The organism is Pseudomonas sp. W22_MBD1_FP4, from assembly GCF_052113765.1.
GTDB classification, from domain to species: domain Bacteria; phylum Pseudomonadota; class Gammaproteobacteria; order Pseudomonadales; family Pseudomonadaceae; genus Aquipseudomonas; species Aquipseudomonas sivasensis.
On record NZ_JBGQOI010000003.1, the window covers coordinates 1 to 22,094 of the forward strand.

Here is a 22,094-nt window from a genome sequence, read left to right on the forward strand (position 1 = left end):
CCCCCCCCCCCCCCCCCCCCCCCCCCCCCTTTTGGGAGGGATAGGGAGAAAACGGAGATCAACACGGACGACGGTTTGGGGGGGGGGGGGGGGGGGGAGAGGAGATGGTCTGGCCCCCCCCCCACAACCCATTGGATCGAGAGCACGCTATGTTTCCTGAGAGTTTTACGTTTTCCATTGCCGACTGGGTTAACGGTTGGGTGGATTCACTGGTTACCAACTACGGCGATGTGTTCCGGCAGATCTCCGACACGCTGCTGTGGGCCATCGTCAACCTGGAAGGCCTGCTGCGCGCCGCCCCTTGGTGGCTGATGCTGGCCATCGTCGGCGGCGTGGCCTGGCACGCTACCCGCAAAGTAGTCACTACGGCGGTGATTGTCGGTTTGCTGTTCCTGGTAGGCGCGGTTGGCCTGTGGGACAAGCTGATGCAGACCCTGGCCTTGATGATGGTTGCCACGGTGATTTCGGTGTTGATCGGCATTCCGTTGGGCATCCTCTCGGCGCGCAGTAATCGCCTGCGTTCGGTGTTGATGCCGCTGCTCGACATCATGCAAACCATGCCCAGCTTCGTGTACCTGATCCCGGTGCTGATGCTGTTCGGCCTGGGCAAGGTGCCGGCGATTTTTGCCACGGTGATCTACGCCGCGCCGCCGTTGATTCGCCTCACCGATTTGGGCATCCGCCAAGTGGATGGCGAAGTTATGGAGGCCATCAACGCCTTCGGTGCCAACCGCTGGCAGCAACTGTTTGGCGTGCAACTGCCGTTGGCGCTGCCGAGCATCATGGCCGGCATCAACCAGACCACCATGATGGCGTTGTCGATGGTGGTGATCGCCTCGATGATCGGCGCCCGTGGCTTGGGTGAAGACGTGCTCGTCGGCATCCAGACCCTCAACGTTGGCCGTGGCCTTGAAGCCGGGCTGGCGATCGTGATTCTTGCAGTGGTCATCGACCGCATTACCCAGGCCTATGGCCGCCCACGGCATGAGGCGAGCAAATGACGACTGTGAGCAAAATCGAAGTCAGAAACGTCTTCAAGATCTTTGGCGCGCGTTCCAAGGAAGCGCTGGCGATGATCGGGCAGGGCAAGACCAAGGACCAAGTGTTGGCCGAGACCGGTTGCGTGGTCGGCGTCAACGACCTGTCCCTGAGCATCGGTACTGGTGAGATCTTCGTGATCATGGGCCTGTCGGGTTCCGGTAAATCCACATTGGTGCGTCACTTCAATCGCCTGATCGATCCCACCAGCGGCGCGATCCTTGTGGACGGCGAAGACATCCTGCAACTGGACATGGACGCCCTGCGCCAATTCCGTCGGCACAAGATCAGCATGGTGTTCCAGAGCTTCGGTCTGTTGCCCCACAAGAGCGTGCTCGATAACGTCGCTTACGGCCTCAAGGTGCGTGGCGAAACTAAGCAGGTGTGCGCCGAACGCGCGCTGCACTGGATCGAAACCGTGGGCCTCAAAGGCTACGAAAACAAATACCCGCACCAGCTCTCCGGCGGCATGCGCCAGCGCGTCGGCCTGGCCCGTGCGTTGGCTGCCGACACGGACATCATCCTGATGGACGAAGCCTTCAGCGCCCTCGACCCACTGATTCGCGCCGAGATGCAGGACCAATTGCTGGAGCTGCAAAAGACCCTGCACAAGACCATCGTCTTCATCACCCACGACCTCGACGAGGCCGTGCGCATTGGTAACCGCATTGCGATCCTCAAGGACGGCAAGTTGATCCAGGTCGGCACGCCTCGGGAGATCCTCCATTCACCGGCGGATGAGTACGTGGACCGGTTTGTTCAGCGGCGGGCGGCGGTGGTCTGATCCAGATTCTGTGGTGAGGCTGCTGGCCCTATCGGGAGCAAGCCCCCTCCCACCTTTGAAGATGTTCACCGTTCAACATGTGGGAGGGGCTTGCCCCCGATGAGGCCGGCAAAGCGGTAGAGAATATGAAGAGGTCAACAATGTCCCAGGCAGCAAAAGTCATCATCGCCGACACCCCCCTGCGCTGGCGGGACGTGGTCGCCGTGGCCCGCCACGGCGCGGTGCTCGAACTCTCGGGCCAAGCCTGGGCCCGCATCGACAATGCCCAAGCCATCGTGCAGCGCATCGTCACCAGCGGCGAACGCGCGTATGGCGTGAACACCGGCCTGGGCGCGCTGTGCAACGTGTCGCTTGCGGGCGAGCAACTCAGCCAGCTGTCGCGCAATACTCTGCTGAGCCACGCCTGTGGCGTCGGCCCGGTACTGAGCGATGAGCAGACCCGGGCGATCATCTGCGCCGCAGTCATCAACTACAGTCACGGAAAATCCGGCCTGCATCCGCAGGTCGTACGTTCGTTGCTGGCGCTGCTTAACCACGGCATCACGCCACAGGTGCCGTCCCAAGGTTCGGTGGGTTACCTGACTCACATGGCCCACGTCGGTGTCGCTTTGATGGGTGTCGGCACGGTGAGTTATCGCGGCCAGATCGTGACGGCGCAGGAAGCCTTGCAGGCAGAAGGTTTGCAGCCCGTGGTACTCGGCGCCAAAGACGGCCTGTGCCTGGTCAACGGCACGCCGTGCATGACCGGTTTGAGCTGCCTGGCCCTGGCCGACGCCCATCACTTGCTGCAGTGGGCCGACGTGATCGGCGCCATGAGTTTCGAAGCCCAGCGTGGCCAGATCGACGCCTTTGATGAAGAAATCATCGCCCTCAAGCCGCACCCCGGCATGCAGCACGTTGGCGTCAACCTGCGTGCCTTGCTCGATGGCAGTGAAGTGGTCGCCAGCAGCAAAGGCCTCCGCACCCAGGACGCCCTGAGCATCCGCTCGATCCCGCAGATCCACGGCGCGGCGCGCGACCAGGTGGAGCACGCCACCCGCCAGATCGAGACTGAACTCAACAGCGCCACTGACAACCCGTTGGTGCTTGGCACGCCGGACGAGTACCGCGTAGTGTCCGAGGCCAATCCGCACGGCCAGTCCGTCGCCCTGGCCGCCGATATGCTCGCCATCGCCATGGCCGAAATCGGCTCGGTTGCCGAACGCCGCCTGGACCGTTTGATCAACCCGCACGTCAGTGGCTTGCCGGCATTCCTGGTGAGCAACCCAGGGGTTAACTCCGGAATGATGATCGTGCAATACGTCGCTGCATCACTGTGCGGGCAAAACCGCCAGCTCGCGCAACCAGCGGTGCTCGATAATTTCGTCACCTCTGGGCTGCAGGAAGACCACTTGAGCATGGGCACCAATGCCGCGCTGAAGCTGCATCAACTGCTGGCCAACGTCACCCAGATTCTTGCCATCGAGTACTTGCTGGCGGCCCAGGCCTTTGAATTTTTGAAGGCCCAGCGTTTCGGCGCGGGTACCGACCGCGCTTGGCGATTGTTACGTGAAGTGGTCCCCGCATACGAGCAGGACCGCTGGCTGGCGCCGGACATTGCAGCTGCCGCCAAGCTGCTCAAAGACACCGCATTACCCGATGTGCACTGAACCCTTATTCAACAGAAATATTCGAAAGAACAATTCACAAGGAGTATGAATGTGACTGCGTTAAATCTGATTCCAGGCCAACTGAGCCTTGCCCAACTGCGGGCCATCTACCAGCAGCCGGTGACCCTCAGTCTGGATGACAGCGCTTCAGCCCAGATCGAAGCCAGCGTTGCCTGCGTGGAGCAGATTCTCGCTGAGAACCGCACTGCCTACGGCATCAACACCGGTTTCGGCCTGCTGGCCTCGACCCGTATCGCCAGCGAAGACCTGGAAAACCTCCAGCGTTCCCTGGTGCTGTCCCATGCCGCCGGCGTCGGTGAGCCGATCAGCGATGCGCTGGTGCGGCTGGTCATGGTGCTCAAGGTCAATAGCCTGAGCCGTGGGTTCTCCGGGATTCGTCGGCAGGTAATCGACGCGCTGATCGCGCTGATCAACGCCGAGGTTTACCCGCATATTCCGTTGAAAGGCTCGGTCGGTGCGTCCGGTGACTTGGCGCCGCTGGCCCATATGTCCCTGGTGCTGCTGGGCGAAGGCAAGGCGCGCTATAAAGGTGAATGGCTGGAAGCGACTGACGCGCTGAAAGTCGCCGGCCTCACGCCGCTGACCCTCGCGGCTAAAGAAGGCCTGGCGTTGCTCAACGGTACCCAGGTGTCCACTGCTTATGCCCTGCGCGGCCTGTTCGAAGGCGAAGACCTGTTCGCAGGCGCCCTGGCCTGTGGTGGCCTTACCGTCGAAGCAGTGCTGGGCTCGCGCTCGCCGTTCGACGCGCGTATTCATGCCGCGCGTGGCCAGCGTGGGCAAATCGATTCGGCTGCCGCTTACCGCGACCTGCTCGGCGAAAGCAGTGAGGTCTCCCAGTCGCACCAGAACTGCGACAAAGTGCAAGACCCGTACTCCCTGCGCTGCCAGCCTCAGGTCATGGGCGCGTGCCTGACCCAGTTCCGCCAGGCCGCTGAAGTGCTGGTGGTCGAAGCCAACGCCGTATCGGATAACCCGCTGGTGTTCGCCGCCGAAGGCGATGTGATTTCCGGCGGTAACTTCCACGCCGAACCAGTGGCCATGGCTGCTGACAACATGGCGCTGGCCATCGCCGAAATCGGTTCCCTCAGTGAGCGTCGTATCTCGTTGATGATGGACAAACACATGTCGCAATTGCCGCCGTTCCTGGTGGGCAATGGCGGGGTGAACTCAGGTTTCATGATCGCTCAGGTGACCGCCGCCGCGCTCGCCAGCGAGAACAAGGCGCTGGCCCATCCCCACAGTGTCGACAGCATTCCGACTTCAGCCAACCAGGAAGACCATGTGTCGATGGCACCTGCTGCCGGCAAGCGCCTGTGGGAAATGGCCGAGAACACCCGTGGCATCCTCGCCGTGGAATGGCTGGCCGCGTGCCAGGGCCTGGACTTGCGCGAAGGCCTGAAAACCTCGCCGAAACTGGAAAAAGCCCGTGGCGTCCTGCGCGCCAAAGTGGGGTTCTACGACAAGGATCGCTTCTTCGCCCCGGACATCATCGCCGCCAGCGAACTGCTCGCCAGCCGCTGCCTGAATGACCTGGTGCCGGCGAAGTTGCTGCCGAGCCTGTAAGCGACACTCGCTCTCTGTAGTGAGCGAGCTTGCCCCGCGCTGGGCTGCGTAGCAGCCCCTCCTACAGTCACCGCATTTCTCCAAGTGAAATGCGGTAGCCGGATTTGGGGTTGCTTCGCACCCCAGCGCGGGGCAAGCCCGCTCACCACAAAAAAAGCAGTTGTCATGAGCGCGGCTTTTAATTTTCTCAGGATAAAAATAATTAAGGACGAGAAATGCACCAGCAGGAAAAGGGTTTGAAACGTGGCCTCAGTGCCCGACATATTCGCTTCATGGCACTGGGGTCGGCCATCGGCACCGGGCTGTTCTACGGCTCCGCCTCGGCTATCCAGATGGCCGGCCCTGCCGTGCTGCTGGCCTACCTGATCGGCGGCGCCGCGGTTTTCATGGTGATGCGCGCCCTCGGTGAAATGGCCGTGCACAACCCGGTGTCCGGTTCCTTCGGCCAGTACGCCAGCACCTATCTGGGCCCCATGGCCGGGTTTATTCTCGGCTGGACCTACGCGTTTGAAATGATCATCGTCTGCCTCGCCGACGTCACCGCGTTCGGCATCTATATGGGCTTCTGGTTTCCCGACGTCGCGCGCTGGGTCTGGGTGCTCGGCATTGTGTTTCTGATCGGCGGCCTGAACCTGTGCAACGTCAAAGTGTTTGGCGAGATGGAGTTCTGGCTGTCGCTGCTCAAGGTCGGCGCGATTGTCGCGATGATCCTCGGCGGCTTCGGCATCATGCTGTTCGGTATCCATTCGGCGGGCGAGACCCAGGCCAGCGGCCTGAGCAACCTGTGGGCCCACGGCGGCTTTATGCCTAACGGTGTTGGCGGCCTGATCGCCTCGTTCGCGGTGGTGATGTTCGCCTTCGGCGGTATCGAAATCATCGGCATCACCGCTGGCGAAGCCAAAGACCCGCAGCGCGTAATTCCCAAGGCGATCAACGCCGTGCCGCTGCGCATCCTATTGTTCTACGTGCTGACCCTGTTTGTGCTGATGGCTATCTACCCATGGCCCCAGATCGGCAGCCAGGGCAGCCCGTTCGTGCAGATATTCAGTAACCTCGGCATAGGCTCGGCGGCGACCATTCTCAATATTGTGGTGATCTCGGCGGCAGTCTCGGCGATCAACAGCGACATCTTCGGTGCCGGGCGCATGATGTACGGCCTCGCCCCGCAAGGGCAGGCGCCCAAGGGTTTTGCCCAGTTGTCCAAACAGGGCGTGCCATGGATGACCGTGGTGGTGATGGGCGCAGCGCTGCTCGGCGGCGTGCTGCTCAACTACCTGATCCCGGAAAACGTGTTCCTGGTGATTGCCTCGATTGCCACCTTCGCCACCGTGTGGGTATGGCTGATGATTCTGTTCACCCAGGTCGCCATGCGTCGCTCGATGACTAAAGAACAGGTCGCTGAGCTGAAATTCCCGGTGCCGTTCTGGCCCTATGCGCCGGCGGCGGCCATCGTATTCATGCTGTTTGTGTTTGGTGTGCTGGGTTACTTCCCGGACACCCAGGCGGCCTTGCTGGTCGGCGCCGTGTGGATCGTGCTGCTGGTCGTTGCCTACCTGCTGTGGGTCAAACCCGCCGTCGGGCAAACGGCCAACGTCCAATACGACCCGGCTGTGTCTCATCGATAACTTAGGGAGGCGTTGATGAAAACCCTTTGGCAACACTGCCACGTTGCAACCATGGCTCAAGGTAACTACTCGATCATCGAGGATGCTGCCATGGTCACTGCCGGCTCACTCATCGAGTGGATCGGCCCGCGCAGCCAAGTGCCGACGGCGGACTACGCCCAGGTGCATGACCTGCAAGGCGCGTGGGTCACTCCCGGGCTGATCGACTGCCACACCCACACGGTGTTTGGTGGCAATCGCAGTGGCGAATTCGAGCAGCGCCTTGAGGGCGTTAGCTATGCCGAGATCGCGGCCAAGGGCGGCGGTATCGCCAGCACCGTGCGCGCCACCCGCGCCGCCAGCGAGGATGAACTGTTCGACAGCGCCCGCAAGCGCCTGCGCAGTCTGCTGCGCGACGGCGTGACCACAGTGGAGATCAAATCCGGCTACGGCCTGGACCTGGCCAACGAACGCAAGATGTTGCGCGTAGCCCGGCGTCTCGGCGATGAGCTGCCGGTCAGCGTGCGCGCCACCTGCCTGGCGGCCCATGCGTTACCGCCGGAGTACAAGGACCGCGCCGACGACTACATCGAGCATATCTGCAGCGAGATGCTACCGGCCCTGGCGGCGGAAGGGCTGGTGGACGCCGTGGATGCCTTCTGCGAATACCTGGCGTTTTCCACTGAGCAAGTGGAGCGCGTGTTCAAGGTCGCCCAGCAGTTGGGCCTGCCGGTAAAACTGCACGCCGAGCAACTCTCGTCGTTGCACGGCTCCAGCCTGGCGGCGCGTTATCGCGCGTTGTCGGCGGACCACCTGGAATTCATGACCGAAGAAGACGCCATTGCCATGGCTGCATCCGGCACCGTCGCCGTGCTGCTGCCAGGGGCGTTCTACTTCCTGCGCGAAACCCAGTTGCCACCGATGGAGGCGCTGCGCAAACACGGCGTGAAAATCGCCATCGCCAGTGACCTCAACCCCGGCACCTCGCCGGCACTGTCGGTGCGCCTGATGCTCAACATGGCCTGCACCCTGTTCCGCATGACCCCGGAAGAGGCCCTGGCCGGCGTCACGCAACATGCGGCCACCGCATTGGGCATGGGCGATACCCATGGCTCACTGGAAGTGGGCAAAGTGGCGGATTTTGTAGCGTGGCAGATTGATCGTCCCGCCGACCTCGCCTACTGGCTGGGCGGCGAGCTGGATAAACGCGTCGTGCGCCATGGCGTCGATGTCACTGTTTAAGGAGTGCTGTTGTGGATAAGGTTCTGAATTTCAAACAAGGCCGCACCCCGCTGCTGATCAGCATGCCCCACGCCGGCGTGCGTTTGACACCTGCGGTCGAGGCCGGGTTGATCCCCGAGGCGCAAAGCCTGCCGGACACCGATTGGCATATCCCCACGCTGTATGACTTTGCCGAAGAACTCGGCGCCAGCACTCTCTCGGCGGAGTACTCGCGCTTTGTCATCGACCTCAACCGGCCGTCCGACGACAAGCCGCTGTACGCCGGCGCCACCACCGGCTTGTACCCGGCCACGCTATTTGAGGGTGTGCCGTTGTTTCGTGAAGGCCTGGAGCCCAGCGAGGCAGAACGCGCCACTTACCTGCAAAAGATCTGGGGCCCGTATCACCGCGCGCTGCAAGAGGAACTGGCGCGGCTCAAGGCCGAGTTCGGCTACGCGCTGCTGTTCGACGCCCACTCGATCCGCTCGGTGATCCCGCACCTGTTCGACGGCAAACTGCCGGACTTCAACCTCGGCACCTTTAACGGGGCCGCCTGCGATCCCGAACTGGCCAGCCAGCTGGAAGCCATCTGCGCCGCCCATCCGCAGTACACCCATGTGCTGAACGGGCGCTTCAAGGGCGGCCATATCACCCGGCATTACGGCGACCCGGCGCAGGATATTCATGCGGTGCAGTTGGAGTTGTGCCAGAGCACTTATATGGAGGAGTTCGAGCCGTTCCGTTATCGCGCGGATTTGGCTGAGCCGACGCGGGTAGTGTTGAAGCAGTTGCTGGAAGGTTTTTTGGTCTGGGGACGTGGGCACTATTAAATGAAAAAATACAGATGCGATTTCCTGCTCAGAACGCGCACCTGTATTTTTCAGCTATCAGATGGAGTGTTGTCCGCTGTTTGAAAGGTAAAAGTGGCCATTGATATTAATGGGGGCTTTGTTCTCACCATTCGTATTTGATCATTTCTTTTTATTTTTTGGCTCACCCGTGCTCAACGTATTCATCGTAAAGCCGCCGGGCGAAATCCTCGGCCCCATCAGCCTCCATCGAAGCGGATTTCTTTTCAGCAATAGCGATAGCCGCGCCCCAGAAAACGTGAAAATTAGTCAGCTCACTCATGTCCCCTCCTTCAAAGCGAGCCTTATCATTGCTCTGTGGTTCACCACTATCACCAAGTCCCAACCGGTTCACGTTAGGGCTAACTATTAAGATAAGGTGATAGAAACGCCTCAAAGAACAGTTGGCTTTTTTCCTTTGGAAAGCATAGATCTGCGTCGGTTTCCGAGATTAGGTACATGTAATAGTCATAGCCAAAGTGAAATTCACAGCTTGCAGATTTCAGCTTGCACCAGATTTGTTCTCTCAAAATAGCCTGGAGGACTGGGGCTAGTCGATCGACCTCAATGCTCTGTCCCTCCGTATAAGGCTCACCCTCTTGATTCATTTCAAGACCGCTAATTATCAACGTAGAAACACCCAAGCATTGGCAAATTGCAATGACCGTTTCTACATAGTCAGTCTCAGTGAGTAAGTACTCTTCTTTCGACACGCTTTTTCCGATGTCAAAGAAGCTAGTCCATTCGCTATTTGAGCACTCGTTACCCAAGGGGTCGTACTTCGTTATCCGGTAAGAATATTTCATCGCTTTAATCGCCTACCCGATTGAGATTTTCGTCAAAGGTACCTGACCGGGTCCTCTTAGAACCTAAGTTTTTGACACTGTCGGCTGCTTTCCAAAAGCCGCCGTTATGTTTATCTACGTCTGGGGTAATGTACTTAAGCTTGATCGGGGCCTTGCTGTTCAAATATACCGGCTGGCCGTGCGACCGCTCATTGGTTTTTATATATCTAAGCCGCCTTGCCTTCTCGCTGTGTATGCAACTCAAGCCCTTCGGGTCCACCCACCCTATCGGGTTAGGGGCATATTGATAGAGATTGCTTCCGCCCTCCAACCCAACCGGATCCGGCGTCGTAAACCGCCCCACATCCGGATCATAAAACCTGAATGTGTTGAAGTGCAGCCCCGTTTCCCGATCCAGATACTGCCCCTGAAACCGCAGGTTCTGTTCTTCAATGTAATAAGGCTCGCGCACCTCCTCCAGCGTGTTGCCCCACACCCGATAAGTTGCGTGCCAGACGTTGTGCCCGTTGGCTTCCGTCAGCTGTTCCGGCAACCCGTTCAGGTCGTTGTGGTAATAGCGCACGCGCTGGAATTCGCCCTTTCCATCGACTCGGGCAAGCGGCGCGTAGCCGTCGTCTTCATAGAGGTAGAGACTCGTCTGACTATGTCGGTGCTCCTGCAACAAGCGCAGGCCTTCCCAGTCGAAGCGGGTTTCGCTCAGCGGATAACCGTGGCTGTCGTATTCGGTTTTACTGATGCGTCGACCGAGTGGGTCATAGGTCATTTTTACCCGTGTTTCTCGCCCGTTTTTCTGGCTGAACACCTCGATCAGGCGGTGTTCGGCGTCGTACACGAAGCGTTGCAAGCCCCAGACGGTGCTACGTTTTTCGATCAGCCGACCAAAGCCGTCGTAGCGGTAGCGCTTGTCTTGATAAGTCAGCAGTTTGTTGTGCCTTACCAGACCGTCCTGTCGTTGCGGACCATCCAGCAAGTTCGCGGCAGCATCGTAGGCGAAGGTTTCCTGCTGACCTTGCGTGTTGTCCTGGGTAGCGATAATCCGACCGGTCGCGTCGTAGTGCAGCAGTTGGCGTTGGCCCGCTTCCAGGCGGCCGATCAGGTTGTCGACGGGGTCGTACTCGAAGGTTTTTTGTTGGGTGGGCGGCAGTTGCCGGGGTTGGCCTGTAGGGCTGCGTTTACGTGAGCGCAATCGGCCGGAGCGGTCGTATTCGTTGCGGGTGGTGATCTGCCCTTGGGTGCGCAGCAATTCGCGGTGCAGGCGGTCGCGTTCGAAGTCGCTGATGACGTGGCCGTCGAGGCTTAGCTGATGCAGGTGGCCGCTGCCGTAGTACAGGCGATTGAGCCAGCGGCCGTCGGGTAGTTGCGTCTGGATCAGGTTGCCGAGTTCGTCGTAGTGGTGGTTCAGGCTGCCGGCAGCGCTGTGTTCGTTGAGCAGTCGGCCAAGTGGACCGTAAGCGAAGGCCAAGGTCTGGGTGATCTGGTCGTTGCCGGTGAAGGTGGCGGTGGTGAGTTGGTCCAACGGGTCGTAGGTGTAGTCGGTACGACCATCATCGGTCACTTTCGCCCGCAAGCGCCCGGCCGCATCGCGCTCCATGCGATGGACGATAGAGGGCACATCATTCGACGGCACATATTCGACGGCAGCCAGGTTAGCCAGTGCATCGTAGGTATAACGTCGGCCACTTCCATCAAGGTCTTGTTGCTGCGCAAGGCGGTCACTCTGATCCCAGGCGAAGCGGTAGCACTCGCCGTTTTCATTGGTCAGGGTTTGCAGGCGGCCGTATGCGTCGTGACGGAACTCGATCTGGCGGCCTTGGGCATCGACGCGCTGGCGAACCTGCCCGCGGCGGTCGTATTGGTAACGGGTGATCTGTCCGGCTGCATCGGTGTAGGCGATCAACTGGCCGCTGATGTCGCGCAGATAATGCTCGATAAGCCCATACGGCCTTTCGGTTTGAAGCAGGCGGCCCTGGCTGTCGTGTTGATAGCGCTGCCGCTCACCCAATGCATCGATCACGACGTGCAAGTGGCCCCGACGGTCGTACTCGAAGCGTGTGGGATACCCCGAACAATCCACATGCTCGGTCAGTTGCCCGACTTCATCCCAACGCAGGCGGTAGTTTTTTCCGGTGGCGTCGGTGATTTCGACGACCTGGCCAAACGCATCATGGCGGTAGCGCGTGACATGCCCCAGCGGGTCGGTTTGACTGACGCAGTTGCCACGCGGGTCGTATTGATACTGCCAGGCTTGGCCGGCGGCATCGATCTCTACCAAAGGCAGCGACCAATGCCCCAGCCACACCGTGGATTCGGCGCGCCCCAACGGATCCTGCGTCTCGCACAGGTTGCCGGAGGCGTCGTAACCAAACTTCCATTGACCGCCCTGGGGATCGGTGGCACCGAGCAACTGGCGCTCGTCATTCCATTCAAATTGCCAGGTTTGGCCGAGGCTGTCGGTATACGCGGTGATCTGGTATTGCGGGTTCCATTGGCGGGTGCTGACCCGTTGCAAGCCATCGGTAATCCGCGTGATCCCGACTTGCAGGTCATAGTCGAATTGGTAGTCGGCGCCCTCGTCGGTCCAATGTCGGATCACGCGCCATTCGCGGTCGTCCACACAGGCCCATTGGTAGAAGCAACGCAATCCGGTGGGCCGTTGGTGCTCGATCATGCGCTGGCCGCTGTCGTAGGCGAAACGACGTTGAATGTGCCCGGCAGCATTGCGAACGTCGGTCAGGTTGCCTTGACTGTCATAGCTATAGCTGACGAGGGTTTCCCGGCCGTGATCAGGGAACTGGCGTTCAATCTGAGCGACCCGACCGGGCCATTGCTGGCTGTAGCACAGTTCGATCTGCACATTATCGAAGGTATCGCTCAACCGGCTCAGGCGGCCCTGGGTGTCGTAGTCAAGCAAGAGGCGGTTGTCATTGCGATCCCCCAACTGGTTCAGACGCAGGTGCGAGGGGTTACCCGGTGCGGGTTCAAACAGCCGATAGCGCCCATCGACGCTTTCAATCAGCAGGTGCCCGTCGGTATGGCGCCTTACGCTCAAGCCTTCGCCCGCGCTGAACACCGCGCCGCCCGGTGGGATCATGCCGATGTCGATCTGGCGGGCTTGCTCATCGGTGTAGATCAGTCGATCACCCCCTTCGGAATGCACACCAATGTCGACGCGGGCTTCATAAGCCACGCTCCAACTGGCGCCGAACAGACCGTCACGACGTTCATCTCGACTGCAGTAATAGCGCTGCCACTCGATCGGCAGCAGTCCTGGCAGAGCGAAGTCCAGGTCGTCTTCACCGTCGAGGATCTTCGCGCCCGTGGCGCTGTGCACCGGGTTGGGCGAACCTGCGACCGCAGCTGTCACCGCATTACTCACCTGGCTGCTGCCCCAAGACACCAGCCCGCCCACCGCCATGCACGGCAACTTGCTGAAGAACTTCGTGCCGCCGCCGCGCAACGTCAGCAACGCCGTCACCGCCAACCCCACGCCCGGCGTCTTGCCGCTGCGAATCTCACGCACCACCACGGGCGCTCCGCCGATGATCACATTCGGCGAAATCTGTACGTTTCCGACCTTGGCTTCGCAGGTGCTTCGATCTCCACTGCGCACCGCTGGCTGACCATTGATGAAGACCCTGCTGGAGCCTTCCGCCAGGTATTGCTCCGGCATCGGCGGGTGTTTATTGCAGTCGACTTTATCGGCAGGACAAGGCACGACACCTGCCACCGGGTCGGCCACCGTAGGGCGCCATAGTTGAGAGAAAAAGCTTTCAGCGATATCCAGATAAGACGGCTCACCCTCTGGCGCCGCGATGACATCCGAGCGTTTGCCGGCCGCCCGCGCCGCGGGTTTCCCGTTGATGAGGACGTTGGGCGAACCGCTGTTGATGAAGGCGTTGATGACCGGAGGGAACAGCGCATTGGCAAAGTACTCACATAATCGTGAGAGGCCTTTATCCGCGCCGGTTTGGCTCATGCCGACGCCGACCATCACACCCACGACAGCGCCCAGTACAACGCAGCCGAGGCCGCCAGTTGCCACGGTTACGCCCGCTGCGGCAACGACAGCCGCTGTCGCCAGGGCCGTCACGGCCACACTGGCGGCAATCTCCAGGACGCCGCCTAGCACGTCGGCGAGTATTGAACTGTGCAAAAGCGCGTCGCCCTCGCGGGCGGCCCACAGCGTGTCGGTCATGCGTACCGATCCGTGTCTGAAAAGACCGGATCAAATCACGCGGTTGCGTCCTTGCTCAGGTGATGCCTTCCGGGACGTTCGTAGGACGGCTCCCAAGGTTTACGTGCATCAGTAGGTGGCGGCCTATCTGCAGGAATGATCTCAGGAGCGAAGGGCTGACACAGGTCTAAGCGCTCAAGGACATGCTCATTGCACAATTCGGGTTTATAGTGCCAGACGGCAAAATAAAAGACGTCCCCTCAGGGATGAACCCGACCCCCTACGGAGCGCGCAATGCAGACTTGGTACCCGCAGATCAAACCCTACGCCCGGCACGATCTGGCAGTCGATGACACCCACACCCTGTATGTCGATGAAAGTGGCTCCCCCGAAGGCTTGCCTGTCGTCTTTATCCACGGGGGCCCTGGTTCCGGTTGCGACGCCCAGAGTCGCTGCTATTTCGATCCTAATCTGTACCGCATTGTCACCTTCGACCAGCGTGGTTGCGGGCGCTCCACGCCCCGCGCCAGTCTGGAAAACAACACCACCTGGGACTTGGTCGCCGACCTTGAGCGTATCCGCGAGCACTTGGGCATCGACAAATGGGTGTTGTTCGGCGGCTCTTGGGGCTCGACCCTGGCTCTGGCCTACGCGCAAACCCACCCTGAGCGTGTGCATGGCCTGATCGTGCGCGGCATTTTCCTGGCCCGCCCGCAGGACATCGAATGGTTTTACCAAACCGGCGCCAGCCGCTTGTTCCCGGATTACTGGCAGGACTACCTCGCGCCGATTCCTACGGACGAGCGTCACGATATGATTGCCGCCTACCACAAGCGCCTGACCGGTAACGACCAGATCGCCCAGATGCACGCGGCCAAAGCCTGGTCCGGCTGGGAAGGTCGCATGCTGGGCCTGTGCCCAAGCCCACAGCATGTGGAGCGTTTTTCCGAGCCGCAGCGCGCCCTGTCCATCGCGCGGATTGAATGCCACTACTTCACCAATAATTCCTTTCTGGAACCCAACCAGCTGATTCGCGATATGCACAAGATCGCCCATCTGCCTGGCGTAATCATCCACGGCCGCTACGATATGATCTGTCCGCTGGATAACGCGTGGGAGCTGCATCAGGCTTGGCCGAACAGCGAACTGCAGGTGATCCGCGAGGCGGGCCATGCGGCGTCCGAGCCCGGCATTACCGATGCATTGGTGCGCGCGACCGGTGAGATGGCACGGCGCCTGCTTGATCTACCGCCAGAAGAAGCATGAAGGGCCTGTTGCAACGGGTGCGTGGCGCCCGTGTCGAGGTCGAGGGTGAAGTCGTCGGTGCCATCGACCAGGGATTGCTGGTACTGGTGGCCGTTGAGCCTTCAGATACGCCGGAGAGCGCCGATAAGTTGCTGCACAAATTGCTCAACTACCGTGTGTTCAGCGACGACGAGGGCAAGATGAACCTGTCGCTCAAGGACATCGGCGGTGGTTTGCTGCTGGTGTCGCAGTTTACGTTGGCGGCGGATACCAAGAGCGGGCTGCGGCCAAGCTTCTCCACAGCGGCCCCGCCGGCCCTGGGAGCGGCGCTTTTTGATCACCTGCTGGTACAAGCGCAACAATTGCATGGCAAGGTGGCGTCGGGGCGTTTTGGTGCCGATATGCAGGTGCATTTGGTCAATGATGGCCCTGTGACCTTTCTGTTACAGACCTGAATGTATTAAAAACGACTTTTAATGCCTAAAAACGCAGGATTTCGCTACAAATACTTCGCTGCCCCTGATGCGTTGTCTCGCGGGCTACTAGATAATCGCGCGCTACGGGGATCAGCGTTGTTTGGTCCATTTTTGATTTAGGTAGAGACTTGTCCGACATCCATTGGGGAATCATTTTGACCCAGGGGAGTCGGAACAATGCTCGCCAACCTGGCATATAGATAGCTGGCCGTTGGTTTTTTGATCTGTTTTCGGCGAGGGTTGCTCGTGATTGTTAGTCCCTGTAATGCACCAAAATTGTCTGCCAAACGGTTACGAAACGCACTGGTAACGGGCTCAGCCCTGTTTTGCCTGTTCGGCGCGGGTCAGCTGTGGGCATTCAGTCTGGATGATGTGTCGGCCAAGGCAAAAGAGCTGGCTGGGCAGAAATACGAAGCTCCGCGCAGCAATCTGCCGAACGAATTTCGCGAAATGAAGTTCGCGGACTACCAGAAGATTCGTTTCCGCAACGAAAAAGCCGAATGGGCCGATCAGAACACCCCGTTCAAGCTGTCCTTCTATCACCAGGGTATGCATTTCGATACACCGGTGAAAATCAACGAAGTCACCGCTGACAGCGTCCAGGAAATCAAATACGACCCGTCGCGTTTCGATTTCGGCGATGTGAAGTTTGATCCGAAAGCAACCGAGCAACTGGGTTATGCCGGTTTCCGTGTCTTGTTCCCGATCAACAAGAGCGACAAGCAAGACGAAATCATGACCATGCTCGGCGCGAGCTATTTCCGTGTCGTCGGCAAGGACCAGGTGTATGGCCTGTCCGCCCGTGGCATGGCGATCGATACTGCGTTGCCGTCTGGTGAAGAGTTCCCGCGTTTTACCGAGTTTTGGATCGAACGTCCAAAACCGGGTGACAAGCACCTGGTGATCTTTGCCCTGCTCGATTCCCCTCGTGCGACCGGCGCCTATCGCCTGATCCTGCGTCCGGGCACCGACACCGTTGTCGATGTGAAATCCCAGATGTTCCTGCGCGACAACGTCAGCAAGTTGGGCGTTGCCCCGCTGACGAGCATGTTCCTGTTCGGCGCAAACCAGCCGTCCAAGGTGCTCAACTACCGTCGCGAACTGCACGACTCCAGCGGTCTGTCGATCCATGCCGGTAACGGTGAGTGGATCTGGCGCCCACTGAACAATCCTAAACACCTGTCGGTCAGCAACTTCACCGTAGAGAACCCGCGTGGTTTCGGCCTGCTGCAACGCGGCCGCAACTTCAGCCACTACGAAGACCTGGACGACAACTACGACAAGCGCCCAAGCGCCTGGATCGAGCCTGAAGGTGATTGGGGCAAGGGTTCCGTCGATCTGGTCGAGATCCCGACCGCCGACGAAACCAACGACAACATCGTTGCCTTCTGGAGCCCGGCTGTACTGCCGAAAGTCGGCGAGCCGCTGGAAGTCGCCTACCGCCTGCACTGGACTCTGGACGACGCCGCGTTCCACTCGCCGGACAGCGCTTGGGTCAAGCAGACCCTGCGTTCCACGGGTGACGTGAAACAGTCCAACCTGATCCGTCAGCCTGATGGCAGCGTCGCCTACCTGGTGGACTTTGAAGGCCCGTCCCTGAAGAAACTCCTGCCGGACGCCCCGGTGCGCAGCCAGGTGAGCGTGGGTGACAACGCTGAAGTGGTAGAAAACAGCGTGCGTTACAACGAACACACCAAAGGCTGGCGTTTGACCCTGCGCATGAAGATCAAAGACGCAGGCAAACCGACCGAAATGCGTGCTGCCCTGGTTCAGGATATCCCGCAGCCAGAGCCGGAGAAGGTTTCGACCCAGGTGCTCAAGGCTGACAAGGTCCTGGCCAAGCAACACGAGAAACAGGCCAAGAAAGACGCGAAAGACAAGGAAGCCAAGCAGCCAGAAGCTGCCCCAGCCACACCGGAGCCGATCAAGACCGAGCAAGTCCTGACCGAAACCTGGAGCTATCAGTTGCCTGCCGATGAGTAATTCTCAAGTCCAGCCAGAAACTCTGTCCGAGTATCTGGCGCATCTCCCGATGACCGCTGAGCAGCGCGCCGAACTGGCGGGCTGCACATCCTTCACCGAGTTGCACGAGCGTTTGTCGTCCGCAACCTTTGACGCGCCCGTCGACGCCGCCCAGGCGTCGGTTGGCCGCCGCTTGACCCTTAGCACCGCCGAGGAGCTGCAAGACGCCGAAATGCTGGCGCTCGACGCCAGCGGTCGCGTGTGCCTCAAGGCCACGCCACCGATTCGGCGCACCCGTGTGGTGCCGGAGCCTTGGCGTACCAATATCCTGGTGCGCGGCTGGCGCCGCCTCACCGGCCGCAGCAATCCGCCGGCACCGCCGAAAGATGAGCGCGTATTGCCGGCCGCGCGCTGGCGTACCGTGGGTTCGATCCGTCGCTACATCCTGCTGGTGCTGATGCTTGGTCAGACCATCGTTGCCGGCTGGTACATGAAAGGCATCATGCCGTACCAGGGCTGGTCGCTGGTTGACTTCGACGAGATCCGCAACCAGACCCTGCTGCAAACCGCTACTCAGGTGCTGCCTTACGCGCTGCAAACCAGCATCCTGATCATGTTCGGGATCTTGTTCTGCTGGGTGTCGGCCGGTTTCTGGACCGCCTTGATGGGCTTTCTGGAACTGCTTACCGGACACGATAAATACCGTATCTCCGGTAAAAGTGCCGGCGACGAGCCGATTCCGAAAGACGCCCGTACCGCGCTGGTGATGCCGATTTGCAACGAAGACGTGCCGCGTGTATTCGCCGGATTGCGTGCGACGTTTGAGTCAGTGGCCGCTACCGGTGACCTGGACCGCTTCGACTTTTTCGTGCTCAGCGACAGTAATGACGCCGACATCTGCATCGCCGAACAGCAAGCCTGGCTCGACGTGTGCCGCGAGGCCGGTGGTTTCGGCAAGATCTTCTATCGCCGCCGTCGCCGTCGCGTAAAGCGCAAGAGCGGCAACCTCGACGACTTCTGCCGTCGCTGGGGCGGTGACTATAAGTACATGGTCGTGCTCGACGCCGACTCCGTGATGAGCGGCGAATGCCTGACCAGCCTGGTGCGCTTGATGGAAGCCACGCCGGATGCCGGGATTATCCAGACCGCGCCCCGTGCGTCGGGCATGGACACCCTGTATGCGCGCATGCAGCAATTCGCCACTCGTGTGTACGGCCCGCTGTTTACCGCCGGCCTGCACTTCTGGCAGTTGGGCGAATCCCACTACTGGGGTCACAACGCGATCATCCGCATGAAGCCGTTCATCGAGCACTGCGCCCTGGCGCCGTTGCCGGGTAAAGGCGCGTTCGCCGGCTCCATCCTGTCCCACGACTTCGTTGAAGCTGCGCTGATGCGCCGTGCCGGCTGGGGCGTGTGGATTGCCTACGACCTGCCTGGCAGCTACGAAGAACTGCCGCCGAACCTGCTGGACGAACTCAAGCGTGACCGTCGCTGGTGCCACGGTAACCTGATGAACTTCCGCCTGTTCCTGGTTAAAGGCATGCACCCGGTGCACCGCGCGGTGTTCCTGACCGGCGTGATGTCCTACCTGTCGGCACCGTTGTGGTTTCTGTTCCTGGTGTTGTCCACAGCCTTGCTGGCGGTGAACACGCTGATGGAGCCGCAGTACTTCATGGCTCCCCGCCAGCTGTACCCACTGTGGCCGCAATGGCATCCGGACAAGGCGGTGGCGCTGTTCTCCACCACCATCGTATTGCTGTTCCTGCCTAAGTTGCTGAGCATCATCCTGATCTGGGCCAAGGGCGCGAAAGAGTTCGGTGGCAAGTTCAAGGTGACCTTGTCGATGCTGCTGGAGATGCTGTTTTCCATGCTGCTGGCGCCTGTGCGCATGATCTTCCACACCCGTTTCGTCCTTGCCGCGTTCCTCGGCTGGGCCGCGACTTGGAACTCGCCACAGCGTGACGACGACTCCACGCCGTGGAGTGAAGCGGTCAAGCGGCACGGTCCGCAAACCGTGCTGGGCTTCCTGTGGGCGCTGCTGGTGGTGTGGCTGAACCCAAGCTTCCTGTGGTGGCTGGTGCCGATCGTGGGTTCGCTGATGCTGTCGATCCCGGTGTCGGTGATCTCCAGCCGGGTCAAGCTGGGCCTCAAGTCCCGTGACGAGAGCCTGTTCCTGATCCCTGAGGAGTACAACCCGCCGCAAGCCCTGCTGTCGACGGAGAAGTACACCCATGAAAACCGTTGGCACGCCCTCAATGACGGGTTCGTGCGTTCGGTGGTTGATCCTCAGCAGAACGCCCTGGCCTGCGCCCTGGCGACCTCGCGTCACCGTGAGGCTGAGCCTATCGAGTACCTGCGTATCGAACGTGTTCGTCACGCGTTGAAAGTCGGCCCGGCCGGCCTCAACAACGGTGAGCGTCTGGCTTTGCTCAGTGATCCGGTGGCCCTTGCCCGCCTGCACGAGCAGGTCTGGAGCGAAGGACATGCCGAGTGGCTCGCCGCTTGGCGTGATTCGATCAAGGCCGACCCGCACGCGCCGTTGCTACCGCTGCAACCGCTGTCCTCCCAGGCCCAACCGGCCTGATTCAGACACCCCCGAGGGCTCACCTCGGGGGTGTTCGAAGCGCTGGTCCTACAGCGTTTCCCGCCTCTTCTTTGTCTTCCTGACGCCCTGTTATTTCGAAACAAAAGACCCTCGTCCGAGGCGTATTTGCGTGCCCGCGACTAGGTTAGGATCGCCCCCCAATTTTCTTGGCTGCGAGGGATTCATGCTCAAAAGGTATTGTTCGGCATTGCTTATCAGCGCTGCTGCATTGATTCAAATCAGCCAGGTGCACGCGGGTGCGATTGACGACGCCGTCCGGCGTGGTGTGCTCAAGGTTGGCACCACCCCCACCTATATCCCTTTCGAAATGACCGATAAACAGGGGCGCATTGTCGGCTTTGAAATTGACCTGCTCAACGTGATGAGCCAGGCCCTGGGGGTGGAACTTGAACTGGTCGTGATGCCCTACACCGAACTGTTGCCGGGCTTGCTGGCGAAAAAATTCGACTTGATCGGCAGTGGTATGACTGTCACTCAGGAGCGCAACTTAAGGCTGAACTTCAGTGACGCTTTCATCGTGGTTGGCCAGAGCGTACTGCTGCACCCTCGTCTGGCGGGCAAGGTCAGCAGTATTGAAGACCTGGACGATGCCGGCTACAGAATCGCTGTCACTGAGGGCACCACCGGCAAAGCAGCGGCTCAACGGTTTTTGGGGGCGGCCCGACTGAGTAGTTTTGCCACGCCGGAGGAAGGGGTTCGCCAGGTCGTAGCGGGGGAGGCCGATGCCTTTATCCATGACGCACCCTACAACCTGATCGCGGTGAACCGGGCGGAGAACGGCACGCTGCTGGCGCTGGAGCAACCGTTTACATTCGAACCCTTGGCGTTTGGCGTAAAAAAGGGCGATTTCGACAGCATTAACTGGATCAACCATTTCTTGAACCAGGTGGCCCAGGATGGGACCTATGATCGGCTGCATGACAAGTGGTTCAAGGACACCACCTGGCTGGCAGAACTCGACTGAAAGTCATAACTGCTTACATATCAACTCATTGCCGTGTCAGGTTGCGCAAGTGTCTACCCCTGCGGTTGACCGCAGCGTCGTGGGTCTTTTCCTACATACCCTGATAACAATTGCCCGTGAAACCTTTGTGACGGGCAACGAGTGGGTTAGGATCGCACCCCGAAATGGTGCAGCCCTTTTTGCGCGCCGACCTTATAAGAATCGTTCAGGGGACTTGATGATGAAAAAGTATCTTTCGATGCTGCTGCTTGGCGTCACCGCGCTGGTCGCGGCCAATGCGGCCCAGGCTGGCGCCATCGACGATGCGGTCAAGCGCGGCACGCTGAAAGTCGGCATGGATCCGACCTACATGCCGTTCGAGATGACAGACAAGCGCGGTGAGATCATCGGCTTCGAAGTTGACATCCTCAAGGCCATGGCCAAGTCCATGGGCGTCAAGCTGGAGCTGGTTTCCACGGGTTATGACGGCATCATCCCAGCGTTCCTGACCGGCAAATTCGACATGATCGGCAGCGGCATGACCCTGACCCAGGAACGCAACCTGCGCCTGAACTTCAGCGAACCCTTCATCGTGGTCGGCCAGACTCTGCTGATTCGCAAGGACCTGGAAGGCACCATCAAGTCCTACAAAGACCTGAACGACGAGAAATACCGCCTGACCTCCAAGCTTGGCACCACCGGTGAAATGGTCGCCAAGAAGCTGATCTCCAAAGCCAAGTACCACGGCTATGACAACGAGCAGGAAGGCGTGCTGGACGTAGTCAACGGCAAGGCCGATGCCTTTGTGTATGACGCACCGTACAACGTGGTTGCCGAGAAGAAAGTCGGCAACGGCAAGCTGGTGTTCCTGGACGAACCCTTCACCTTCGAGCCATTGGCGTTTGGCCTGAAGAAAGGTGATTACGACAGCATCAACTTCATCAACAACTTCCTGCACCAGATCAAGAACGACGGCACCTACGATCGCATTCATGACAAGTGGTTCAAGAGCTCAGAGTGGCTCAAGGACATGGAATAAAGGCTGTCCTGTAGTGAGCGGGCTTGCCCCGCGTTGGGGGGCGAAGCCGCTCTAAATCCAGACGCAGCGGTGTTTCAGAAAGACCGAGGCGCATTATTTTGGGGCGGCTTGCCCCC

15 protein-coding genes are annotated in these 22,094 nt (G+C 59.9%); 13 read left to right on the top strand and 2 right to left on the bottom strand.

Going from position 1 to position 22,094, the window contains the following annotated elements; all coding sequences use genetic code 11:
* Positions 1-149 precede the first annotated feature (149 nt).
* From ACEN2T_RS05210 to hutG, 7 genes are all read left to right on the top strand, one after another.
* Positions 150-1,001 carry an ABC transporter permease gene (locus ACEN2T_RS05210; RefSeq protein ID WP_032890174.1) on the top strand — a complete coding sequence of 284 codons (852 nt, stop codon included), beginning with the start codon at positions 150-152 and terminating at the stop codon, positions 999-1,001.
* Entirely contained in the window at positions 998-1,822 is an 825-nt protein-coding gene (locus ACEN2T_RS05215; protein WP_050442867.1) for a quaternary amine ABC transporter ATP-binding protein, read from the top strand. Before ACEN2T_RS05210 ends, ACEN2T_RS05215 begins: the two co-directional genes overlap by 4 nt.
* A gap of 140 nt (positions 1,823-1,962) precedes the next feature.
* Positions 1,963-3,471: a histidine ammonia-lyase gene (gene hutH, locus ACEN2T_RS05220; RefSeq protein WP_442116414.1), complete on the top strand. Its 1,509-nt coding sequence runs from the start codon at positions 1,963-1,965 to the stop codon at positions 3,469-3,471.
* Between the two features lie 45 nt (positions 3,472-3,516).
* Positions 3,517-5,055: a histidine ammonia-lyase gene (hutH, locus tag ACEN2T_RS05225; protein ID WP_095186143.1), complete on the top strand. Its 1,539-nt coding sequence runs from the start codon at positions 3,517-3,519 to the stop codon at positions 5,053-5,055.
* A 215-nt stretch (positions 5,056-5,270) separates the two neighbouring features.
* Positions 5,271-6,680, top strand: coding sequence for an amino acid permease (locus ACEN2T_RS05230; RefSeq protein WP_442116415.1), 1,410 nt, complete (start codon positions 5,271-5,273; stop codon positions 6,678-6,680).
* Positions 6,681-6,695: 15 nt separating this feature from the next.
* The gene (gene hutI / locus ACEN2T_RS05235) at positions 6,696-7,901 is read left to right on the top strand and encodes an imidazolonepropionase (RefSeq protein ID WP_122682132.1); all 1,206 of its coding nucleotides are present in this window, start codon (positions 6,696-6,698) and stop codon (positions 7,899-7,901) included.
* 11 nt (positions 7,902-7,912) lie between these two features.
* Entirely contained in the window at positions 7,913-8,710 is a 798-nt protein-coding gene (hutG, locus tag ACEN2T_RS05240; protein WP_181640254.1) for an N-formylglutamate deformylase, read from the top strand.
* 163 nt (positions 8,711-8,873) lie between these two features.
* On the opposite strand, the gene ACEN2T_RS05245 is transcribed toward hutG, so the two are convergent.
* Positions 8,874-9,011, bottom strand: a complete 138-nt coding sequence (locus ACEN2T_RS05245) for a hypothetical protein (protein ID WP_339483493.1) — start codon at positions 9,009-9,011, stop codon at positions 8,874-8,876.
* Positions 9,012-9,538: 527 nt separating this feature from the next.
* Positions 9,539-13,729: an RHS repeat-associated core domain-containing protein gene (locus ACEN2T_RS05250; RefSeq protein WP_442116416.1), complete on the bottom strand. Its 4,191-nt coding sequence runs from the start codon at positions 13,727-13,729 to the stop codon at positions 9,539-9,541.
* Between the two features lie 273 nt (positions 13,730-14,002).
* Between ACEN2T_RS05250 and pip the strand changes: the two genes are divergently transcribed.
* The 6 genes from pip (at position 14,003) to ACEN2T_RS05280 (ending at position 21,978) form a co-directional block, all read left to right on the top strand.
* The gene (gene pip, locus ACEN2T_RS05255; RefSeq protein WP_442116417.1) at positions 14,003-14,974 is read left to right on the top strand and encodes a prolyl aminopeptidase; all 972 of its coding nucleotides are present in this window, start codon (positions 14,003-14,005) and stop codon (positions 14,972-14,974) included.
* Complete coding sequence (gene dtd, locus ACEN2T_RS05260; protein WP_095186139.1) at positions 14,971-15,408, top strand: D-aminoacyl-tRNA deacylase; 438 nt, start codon at positions 14,971-14,973, stop codon at positions 15,406-15,408. The genes pip and dtd overlap by 4 nt, the downstream gene beginning before the upstream one ends.
* Positions 15,409-15,675: 267 nt before the next feature.
* Entirely contained in the window at positions 15,676-17,412 is a 1,737-nt protein-coding gene (locus ACEN2T_RS05265) for a glucan biosynthesis protein G (RefSeq protein ID WP_032890634.1), read from the top strand.
* Positions 17,405-19,975, top strand: a complete 2,571-nt coding sequence (gene mdoH, locus ACEN2T_RS05270; RefSeq protein WP_032890196.1) for a glucans biosynthesis glucosyltransferase MdoH — start codon at positions 17,405-17,407, stop codon at positions 19,973-19,975. The genes ACEN2T_RS05265 and mdoH overlap by 8 nt, the downstream gene beginning before the upstream one ends.
* A gap of 184 nt (positions 19,976-20,159) precedes the next feature.
* Positions 20,160-20,960 carry a transporter substrate-binding domain-containing protein gene (locus ACEN2T_RS05275; protein WP_032890197.1) on the top strand — a complete coding sequence of 267 codons (801 nt, stop codon included), beginning with the start codon at positions 20,160-20,162 and terminating at the stop codon, positions 20,958-20,960.
* A 220-nt stretch (positions 20,961-21,180) separates the two neighbouring features.
* Complete coding sequence (locus ACEN2T_RS05280) at positions 21,181-21,978, top strand: transporter substrate-binding domain-containing protein (protein ID WP_032890199.1); 798 nt, start codon at positions 21,181-21,183, stop codon at positions 21,976-21,978.
* Positions 21,979-22,094 lie beyond the last annotated feature (116 nt).